The following is a 9,733-nucleotide window of genomic DNA, read 5'->3' on the forward strand; positions in this document are numbered from 1 at the left end:
AGCAGGGCTTCATCGACGCCGCCAAGCTCGAAGAACTCGCCACCAAGCTGGGGAAGAGTACATATGGCCAGTATCTGCGGGAAAACGTCCTGCGGCGCGGGGCATAGGGGTGGATAAGCCCGCCCTCTACATTATCGGCACTCGGGGCGTTCCCGCGGCCCATGGCGGGTTCGAGACTTTCGGCCACCAGTTCGCCCTGCACATGCGCGACAAGGGTTGGGCGGTGACGGTCTATTGCCAGGTGGATGACGGTCCGGCCGGTCCGGTGATCGATGAGTGGGAGGGCGTGCGTCGCGTGACCTTCGCGGCCGACAGCGGTGCCTTTGGCACGATGAAGTTCGACTTGGCCTGCGTGCGCCACGCCATGAACGAGCGCGGCGTCATGCTAGTGCTCGGCTACAATACCGCCGCCTTCAGCGCCCTGCTGCGCCTGACCCCCAATCCCGTCCTGACCAATATGGATGGGATCGAGTGGAAGCGGGCCAAATGGCCGTGGCACGGCCGCATCTGGCTGTATCTGAATGAGTGGATCGGCGCCTTGACGTCGAACAAGCTGATCGCAGACCATCCGGAGATCGCCAACCACCTCGCGCGTCGCCGGAACCGGCGCGACATCGTCATGATACCTTATGGTGCCGATCCGGTGACCGAAGCGCCCGAGGCGAAGGTGCGAGCCCTGGGCCTGAACCCCGGTCGCTATCTGATCTCGATCGGTCGGATCGAGCCCGAGAACAACATTCTGCCGATGATCCAGGCCTTCGCGGCCACGCCGCGTGATCTGCAGTTCGTTTGTTTGGGCAAGCTCGAGCCCGACAAGAACGCATATCATGCCGAGGTGATGAAGGCGGGCGAGGGCCGCGTACTCTTCCCTGGCGCCATCTACGATCCCGCGGTGGTCAAGGCCCTGCGTTTCCACGCCGCCGCCTATTGCCACGGCCACAGCGTCGGCGGCACCAATCCCTCACTGGTCGAGGCCCTGGGCGCCGGGAACCCCGTCATCGCCCACGACAATTCGTATAACCTGTGGGTGGCCGGGCCGGACCAGTTCTATTTCGCGGACGCGGCCCACTTCGCCGTCGTGCTCGACCGGATCGAGGCCGATCCCCAGACCCTTGCGGGCGCCCGCTTGGCGGCGCGCCGACGTTTCGACAGCGCCCTGACTTGGACGCCGGTTCTGGAAGCCTATGAAGACGTCTGCGGTGCGTCGCTGAACATGAAGCCCGTCAGGACTTCGGCTCCTAACGCAGCGTGGCGGACATGAAGACGATCTATGCTGTTCACCAGGGATATGAGCTGTACGGCTCGGATCGCAGCTTCATCCAGTGCCTGGAAGTGTTGAGGGCGAACTATCCAGAAGCCGACCTTCAGGTTCTGCTGCCTCAGGAAGGCCCGCTAAGCGAGATGCTGACTCGCCAGGGCTTCAACTTCGAAATTCGCGACCTTTGGATTCTGCGAAAGAGTTATGGACTGGGCCTGATCGGACGAGTTCTGATTATGCCGGCGGCTCTGTGGCGGGCGCACAAAGTCTTCAAGGCGGCGGACCTCGTCTACATCAATACCGCGGTAGTGGCCGACTATCTGCTGATGGCCCGACTTCATCGGCGTAAAGCCGTCGCGCATATACGCGAGATTCCGACCGGCCTGGCGCATCGGGTGGTGTCGGCCCTGGTGCGCTGGTCGCGGGCGACCCTGTTCTTCAATTCTCAGGCCACGGCCGACGCCTTTGAGTCGGCGCCAGGCGTTCAGCGCGCGGTCATCTATAATGGCTTCGAGGGTCCGGCCCATGCTGCGCCGCCACAAGATCGCGGCGACGGCAAGCTTCGCTTGCTGATGCTGGGTCGGATCAACGACTGGAAGGGCCAGGACCTGCTGGTCGAAGCGGTCAGCCTGCTTTCGGAGGCGCAGCGTCGGGCCGTCGAGATCAAGGTCGTCGGCGACGCCTTCGAGGGCCAGCCATACAGGCGGCAGCTGGAGGCCCAGATCGCCGCGTCGGGATTGGGTGATCAGGTGTCGATCGAAGGCTTCGTCGATGATCCATCGACCCTGCTGCAATGGTCAGATGTAGTCGTCGTGCCCTCGCGCAAGCCGGAACCGTTTGGCCGCGTCGCTATCGAGGGAATGGCTTGGGCGAGGCCGGTGATTGCGGCGCGTCATGGCGGGCTGGTCGAAATCATCGAAGATGAGAGAACCGGGCTGCTGTTTGCTCCAAATGATCCCCACTCTCTAAGCTCTGCGATATCGAAATTAATCGGCGACCCGGATGAGATCCGACGGCTAGCTCTGCAGGGCTGGCAGCGATATCTAGACCGGTTCACCCAAGACGCAATGGCAACTTCCGTGGTTCAATCATTGCCCCGCGTTGACGCATCAAGAGGGTAGTATGGTCGAAACAGTATTAATCGACCGCTCGAATTCTGAGGGAGTGACTAAACTTCCTGCCGCACGTACCTATGAAGGCATTCAATGCCTCAGGCTGGTAGCGGCGTTGATGGTTGTTTTTGTCCATTCAAGTTTTTACGCCAGCGAAAGGTTGGTTCCTGGATTTCCCGTTTGGGCGCGAGGCACTTCTGGAGTTGATATTTTTTTCGTGATCAGCGGTTTTGTGATGTTTTACACGTACCCAAAGATCAGGGACAAATCTCTTGCTGCCTTGGAGTTCTTTTCTCGAAGAATTATTCGGATTGTTCCTGCGTACTGGGCGGTAACTTCTATTAAAATCATAGTCATGTTAATAATACCGGGCGCAGCTCTTCATGCTGAGCTTGGAAACTGGGATTTTATAGCGAAGTCTTACTTCTTTATTCCTAGCTATAATATGGACGGACGTATCGAGCCTATGCTGGGCGTGGGGTGGACTCTCCTGTTTGAGATGTTCTTTTATCTAGTATTTAGCATTGCGCTATTATTTAGATTTAACCCTCTTTGGTTTTGTTCAGTTGTACTAGTACCTCTTGCGGTTTTATCAATCTACCGCCAGCCGGGATGGCCCGCCGCTTCGCTGTACCTTAGTCCCTTGTTGTTGGAATTCTTGATCGGGATGCTGATAGCAAAAGTTGCGGACAAAGTTTCGATATGGCCATGGCTGGCTATTGGCGGTGTCGTGTCTGGATTGTTCGTCTTGACTATCGTCCCCGCTGCCGAGGGTCTGTTAGGGCATTTTTTCGTCAATGCATTGCCCGCCGGAGTTCTAGTATTGAGTGTCGTTGCGCTTGAGCGACATATCCAGGGTCGAGTTCCTTCCGCTGTGTTATTACTCGGCGCTGCGTCATATTCTTTATATCTTATACATCCAATAGTAGCACCGGCTGTGCCGCAAGTTCTAGCGAAACTCGGCATTTATTTGCCTTGGGTATCTATATTTGGCAGTGTTTTAGCTGCACTAATAGCTGCAGCTATGATGTATCTGGTGTTTGAAAAGCCATTAACCTCGAAGCTATCCAGATGGCTTACTACTTGGTTGAGCGAATTGCGTTCGGCTAGTAATAAGGAGCGGCTGTCGTGAGCGGAGTGGCAACGACGGAAGCCGGTTCGAATGGTGAGCCCATCGTCAGCATTGTCATCGTGACGTGGAAATCTCGCCACCTCATTGATCGTTGTCTTGCGCCTCTAGCAGGGCACGATGAAACGATAGAGGTGCTGGTGCATGACAACGACAGTCCAGACGGAACCGCAGAATACATAGCCACAAACTACCCTTGGGTTCGGCTGACCTCTGGGAAAGAGAACCTCGGCTTCGGCAGGGCTAATAACGCTCTGTTTGCCCTCTGTCGGGGGCGGTATGTCCTTATGCTGAACCCAGATGCATTTCTGGATGACCTTGAACCTGTAAACGCAATGGCGAAGCACCTCGATGTGGCCCCAAGCGTAGCGATCGTGGGGCCGCAGCTAGTCCACGAAGACGGGCGGCACCAAGTGGGCGATGGTGGTTGGCGCACCACCTTGAGATCGATCACTGGCCATGCGTTCTGGATCCATAGAGCCCTGCCGTCAGTGCCATCGATATATATTGCAAATCCCAAGCTGCTGTCGCGGGATCTGGTTGATGTTGATTGGATCTGCGGTGCCTGCCTTATGGCCCGCCGGGAGGTGCTGGAGGAGGTTGGCGGCTTCGCGGACGACATCTTCATGTACGGAGAGGACGTGGACTTGGGAGTTCGCGTAAAGCAGCGAGGTCACCGAGTCGTCTATCTGCCGCGATTTAAGGTCCTTCACGTCCAGGGCGCCACCCAGAAGGCAGATGGGGCCGTGCACTATTCGGCGCGATGGATGGACGCGCGTGCGCATCGTTTCGCGCGCGAGAGATCCAGATCATCTTATTGGATGTTGAAGGCGATTCTTGCTGCTGGGTTTGGCATGCGGAGCGCTTTGCTAGCCTTGGTCGGCATAGTGAAGCCGGGGGCCCGCGCGCCGTCTAAGATGATGGGGCGTTTCGCCGCCCATGCCGCCAGCCTTCCATCTTACGACGCCCAACGCGTCTCTTCCGTCTGATGGCAAAGTCTGGCGGGCTGGTCCGCAATATAGGGCTCAACTTCTTTGGCCTGGCCGCTCCGCTGTTGGTCGGCCTGATATGCATTCCGCCCACCATAGCCGGCTTAGGCGTGGCCGCGTTTGGCCTGCTTTCGGTCGCTTGGGTCATCATCGGCTATATCAGTATATTTGACCTCGGCCTGGGACGGGCGCTGACCCATGCTGTGGCGAGCCGGCTGGGGCGAGGTGAAGATGCTGAAGTTCCTGCGCTTGTGCGCAAGGCGCTCGTCTTCATGTTGATCCTGTCCATCGCCGGTGGCGCGCTGATAGCGGTGCTTGCTGGCTGGGCCGGCGATTCGATGACGAAAGGCCGAGCGGACCTCACACAAGAAGCGTCACGGATGTTTTTGTTCGTGGCGCTGGCTATTCCCGCCGTCGTCCTGTCGAGCGGGCTGCGGGGGGTCCTGGAGGCCCACGAACGCTTCGGCGCCGTCGCTTTGGTCCGGTCGTTCACGGGGATTTGGACCTATCTCGCCCCATTTCTCATGGTGTCCTTCACACAGCGTCTGGACCTGATCGTCCTCTCGCTCGTGATCGGGCGGTATGTGGGCCTGCTCGCCTTCGCGGTGGCTCTGGCCCGATTGCCACGACCGGATCCTGTGGCGTCTGATGTTCAGGCCGAAGGATTAGGGTCGTTACTCCGGTTCGGCGGATGGATGACCGTGTCCAACACCATCTCTCCGCTTATGACGAACATGGATCGTTTTTTCGTGTCTGGAATCGTCGGGGTGGCGCAGGTCGCCTACTACACGACGCCATTCGACATGATCACCCGGTTGTTTGTCATTCCAGAAGCCGTCTTTGGCGTCGTTTTTCCGAGAATGAGCCGGTCTTTGGGCGGAGACGGTCTGGAGGCGGAGCGGCTTTATCAGCTGACTTTGAAAATTCTCGGCGGCTTGATGTTTGCCGTGAGCATTGGCTTCATCGCTTTCGGCCATCTGTTCCTGCTGCTCTGGCTTAACGCAGACTTTGCCGCCAAGAGCACCTTGATGATGAGCCTGTTGTCGATCGGGATGTACGTCAACAGCGTTGCCCGGCCGCCGTACAATCTTATCCAAGCGCGGGGGAGGTCGGACCTTACCGCCAAGCTGCACCTTCTGGAACTGCCGCTTTATATCGGGGGGCTTGTCGTGGCGCTTCACGTTTTTGGCGTGATGGGCGCCGCCATCGCCTGGCTATGCCGGATCGTCCTAGATTACGTCTTATTGACGCTGATCGCGAAGGCGCGGCGCGTGAGCGCTCGGTTGCTCCTTCTCGAAATCGGAGGCCCCTTGGTTTTCGCTTTGGTACTTTTGGCCCTGGCGTTGATCGGAGATGAATGGATCAGGGCCGGATCAGCCGTCGTGGTCGCGATGGTGGCGACCGTCTACTTCTGGCTTCGTGTCCTCACTAAAGATGAGCGCGGGGCCGCAGCGTCGGCTTTGCGGTCGCTTGTAGGATCTCGCTAAGTGCTACCCACGCACACATAGGCCCGTGGTCCGCCCCCGGCCCGATCCATCACTCTGATCATGGAATCCAGTATGCCGCCGAGGCAACTAGTTCGCCAGATTCGGGATCACGCCTCCCATGAGCCGAAAGAGTGACTGCTCCGATAAGGTGCCGATGGAAAGCGTCTTCACACCCATAAAAAACCGCGAGTATGCATTTCCGTGGCTACGCCACCAGAAACCAGCCCGACGAGACCTGTTCGGAAACATCGAGAGCTTCTAAAGGCCCTCCGCCTGCACGTCGGATGGGGGCATATCATCTCCGCCGAGGCCGAACGCAGAGCGGCTTAAACCCATCCACTTTCTCGGGCAAACATCATCAACTCTAGGCCCGTTCCTCTTCCGCGAGGCGCGTTCGAGGCCCACCAAAGGTCGGAACGGGCTTCGGCAAGCGGCTTGGCATTTGCTGCCTGCGATTCAAGCAACTGATCAGCGCGCCGCAGACAGTTAGTCCAGTAGCGCCCAAATCCACGAAACCTCGAGTCGTTGGAGTACTGATAAGCCAAAAAGCTGCAATGCCAACGATCAGCCCTCCAATGGCTCTGTGCATTGGCGTTAGAGCGCGCTTACATTCTAGAAGTCCGGCTCTAAGATTTATAAATATGAACAGGCAATAAAGAACTAATCCAAGGAGCCCGGATTTTATTAGTACGTACGGTATCGCGTTATGAGAAATCGGAAGCGTTGAATATGTTTCGCCCAATCTGGTGAAGTTTATACCAATGGAAAACTGCTGACCAAAGCCATGCCCAAATATGTACTGGAATACATTTCCTGCCAAGTATGTATTGTATGCCGACATGGACTCGAAGGAGCGCCAATATTCATTTATATCTACAAAATTCTTCTGATCGAGTGTTATAAGCTCCGACACTGAGCGCGGCATTTGGTGGAAATGATCTGCAATAAAACTTCCAAACATGAGGCTGTGAATTGGGGTAGATAATATGGCAAACGCTACAGCGCAGAATGGAGCTAGTATATAAGCAACAATGCGCGTTCCAATAATTGATGTAACCGACAATGTAAGTATAATTATAGTTATAAATGCTGTTCTAGAATTCGAAACGGCCGCCGCTATTGCAATCATCGAAGCAAACGCTAAGTAAGGAAGAGGGCTATTTTTGTGCCGTCTTGATTCAAGAAGCAGTATTATTGAGGCTGCAAATCCATAAAACCACTCTGCATTGCCTCGACCAATCTTAAGTCGTAGCGCTTCTCTAGAAAGCTCGCCCGAATTAGAGGTAAGGAAGAAATTTATGCTGTAAAATGTAGCCAGCATGGAGGCCGAGAATGCAAGGGAGGTGAGAAGTTGTTTTGCGCTTAGGTGCCTGCCGAGAATGTACCCGCAGTAAATCATTGGGATTAGGCGAAACCAGTAGAATGCATCGCGGAAAATATCATAGATCGGAAAATTATTGAAAACGGCTGATGCTGACCCCAGTAAAACTATACCTATTATAGGTGTGGTGGCGTAAAGGCCGTTTTTGTATACGTTTTTGTTGAACGAAAATTCCAAAATTACTATGAAGGTGGCGAATGCTGCGGCCGCTTCGCGAGACAAACTTCCAGATAAGATAATAAAAGCTGCAAATAATATTGAATATAAATGATTTTTATTGGGTTTCGTGATCGCCTCTCTTGCATCGAGAGTTGGGTGGGGTCCCCGGCTACTGGTGTTAAGTGCGGACATGTACTTAAAGCCTGTTCATGAAGGATTGGCTGGCCCGCAGACCGATAGACACGATATGGCACCTTTCGATGCGGCAGGATGCGCTTCCTAACCTATGGCACCATTCCGATTTGTCGTCATGACCGAAATCGCTGGATGCAGCCCCTCTCATCTCGGTGATTCCAAGGGGCTGGCTCGGGGCCTCAGGCTGCTCATCTGGTCCAGTTTTCACTGACTATCATGCCAGGCGGCTCGCGCCGGACGATAACCTAATCCTGTTCCCACCATGCAATGTCCGCCGGTCTCGTCGGCAATCTGTGCTTTGTTGAAGGTTCTCTTCTCAAAGCCAGTCCCTTTGATCAAACGGAAGCTCGATCAAAATTGGAATCGGGAAGGGGCGTACGGGAAAGTTGACACTTGCCGCGTCAGCTTCGCCCAATGCCTGAATATTTGAAGCCCCGCTTCAACATATCCTCCGAGCGATACACGTTTCTTAAGTCCACCAACACGGGCTGTTTCATCAGGCCCTTGACCCGATCCAGGTCGAGCGCGCGGAACTGGTCCCATTCGGTGATGATGACCACGGCGTCGGCGCCTTCGACGGCGTCATAGGCATTGGCCTTCATCTCGACGCCCGGGAGCAGCTTACCGGCCTCGTGCATGCCCTCAGGGTCGAAGGCCTGGACCTTGGCGCCGGCGGCGATCAGGGCCGGGGCGATGTCCAGCGACGGGGCGTCGCGCATGTCGTCGGTATTGGGTTTGAAGGTCAGGCCCAGAAGCGCGACCGTCTTGCCGGCGACGCTCTCGCCCAGGGTCGTCTCGACCCGGCCGGCCATGGCCTTCTTGCGGGCGTCATTGACCTCGACCGTTGTCTCGATCAGCTTGACCGGCGCGCCATACTGTTGGGCGGTGCGGACCAGGGCGATGGTGTCCTTGGGGAAGCAGGAACCACCGTAACCGGGGCCGGCGTGCAGGAACTTAGACCCGATCCGCTTGTCCAGGCCGATGCCGCGCGCCACTTGCTGCACGTCGGCGCCGACGGCCTCGCAGAGGTCCGCCATCTCGTTGATGAAGGTGATCTTCATCGCGAGGAAGGCGTTGGCGGCGTATTTGATCAGTTCCGAGGTGCGGCGGCCGACGAATTGCAGCGGGCTCTCGTTCAGGTTCAGCGGACGATAGAGTTCGCTCATCACGTCTTTGGCGCGCGCGCCGACGTCGCCGTCGATGTCGTTGACGCCGATCACGACGCGGTCGGGGCGTTTGAAGTCGCCGATGGCGGCGCCCTCGCGCAGGAACTCGGGGTTCGAGACGACGGCGAAGTCGGCGTTAGGATTGGCCTTGCGAATGATGGCCTCGACCTCGTCGCCGGTGCCGACGGGCACCGTGGACTTGGTCACCACCACGGTGAAGCCATCGATGAGACCGGCGATCTCCTCGGCGGCCGCATAGACATAGCTCAGATCGGCATGACCGTCGCCGCGACGCGTGGGCGTTCCGACGGCGATGAAGACAGCGTCCGCGTTGCGGATGGCTTCGGCGCCCTCCAGCGTGAAGAACAGGCGGCCTTCCTTCACGTTGGTCGCAACCAGGTCGTCCAGGCCGGGCTCGAAGATCGGGATTTCGCCCTTCTCCAGCCGTTCGATCTTCGACGGATCCTTGTCAATGCAGGTCACCACGTGACCAAAGTCGGCGAAGCACGCCCCCGAAACCAGGCCGACGTAACCCGTGCCGATCATCGCAACGCGCATTGAGCTTCCCCCAAAGTAAGTCTCCGACCTCATACCTTGTTGCGTTGCAGCATGGCAATGGCGATCAGTCGTGCACACGCGGGTCCGCTGGACGCTCCGTTTGCCTCGCCAGCACTAATCATAGGGTCGCGCGACGCAGCAAACTAAAACAGCAGCCCAATTCCGGCCGGTCTCTGATACAACTGTGGTTTGACGCGGAGACAGCTAGAGCTTGACGTCCGGAGACACCCTAATGGACGACACGGTCCTTGTCGCCGGCGGGGCCGGCTACGTTGGCTCGCATGTCTGTCTGGCCCTGT

The 9,733-nt window shown here is 57.0% G+C and carries 7 protein-coding genes; 5 read left to right on the forward strand and 2 right to left on the reverse strand.

Features of this window, described 5'->3' with window-relative positions:
- The first annotated feature begins 109 nt into the window (after nt 1–109).
- From PKE72_RS11495 to PKE72_RS11515, 5 genes are read left to right on the forward strand one after another with little or no spacing between them, the layout of a single operon-like run.
- Nucleotides 110–1,261, forward strand: a complete 1,152-nt coding sequence (locus PKE72_RS11495; protein WP_271165516.1) for a DUF1972 domain-containing protein — start codon at nt 110–112, stop codon at nt 1,259–1,261.
- Nucleotides 1,258–2,379, forward strand: a complete 1,122-nt coding sequence (locus PKE72_RS11500) for a glycosyltransferase family 4 protein (protein WP_271165517.1) — start codon at nt 1,258–1,260, stop codon at nt 2,377–2,379. The genes PKE72_RS11495 and PKE72_RS11500 overlap by 4 nt, the downstream gene beginning before the upstream one ends.
- A 1-nt stretch (nt 2,380) precedes the next feature.
- The gene (locus PKE72_RS11505; protein ID WP_271165518.1) at nt 2,381–3,502 is read left to right on the forward strand and encodes an acyltransferase family protein; all 1,122 of its coding nucleotides are present in this window, start codon (nt 2,381–2,383) and stop codon (nt 3,500–3,502) included.
- Nucleotides 3,499–4,488 (forward strand): glycosyltransferase family 2 protein, encoded by a 990-nt coding sequence (locus PKE72_RS11510; RefSeq protein WP_271165519.1) that lies wholly within the window; start codon nt 3,499–3,501, stop codon nt 4,486–4,488. The genes PKE72_RS11505 and PKE72_RS11510 overlap by 4 nt, the downstream gene beginning before the upstream one ends.
- Nucleotides 4,488–5,975, forward strand: coding sequence for a flippase (locus tag PKE72_RS11515; protein WP_271165520.1), 1,488 nt, complete (start codon nt 4,488–4,490; stop codon nt 5,973–5,975). Before PKE72_RS11510 ends, PKE72_RS11515 begins: the two co-directional genes overlap by 1 nt.
- Nucleotides 5,976–6,339: 364 nt before the next feature.
- On the opposite strand, the gene PKE72_RS11520 is transcribed toward PKE72_RS11515, so the two are convergent.
- Together PKE72_RS11520 and PKE72_RS11525 are read right to left on the reverse strand one after the other, a co-directional pair.
- Nucleotides 6,340–7,707 (reverse strand): hypothetical protein, encoded by a 1,368-nt coding sequence (locus PKE72_RS11520; RefSeq protein ID WP_271165521.1) that lies wholly within the window; start codon nt 7,705–7,707, stop codon nt 6,340–6,342.
- 404 nt (nt 7,708–8,111) lie between these two features.
- On the reverse strand, nt 8,112–9,434 hold the full coding sequence (locus PKE72_RS11525) for a UDP-glucose dehydrogenase family protein (RefSeq protein WP_271165522.1): 1,323 nt from the start codon (nt 9,432–9,434) through the stop codon (nt 8,112–8,114).
- Nucleotides 9,435–9,733: the final 299 nt, after the last annotated feature.

This window comes from Brevundimonas intermedia, assembly GCF_027922165.1.
GTDB classification, from domain to species: Bacteria; Pseudomonadota; Alphaproteobacteria; order Caulobacterales; family Caulobacteraceae; genus Brevundimonas; species Brevundimonas intermedia.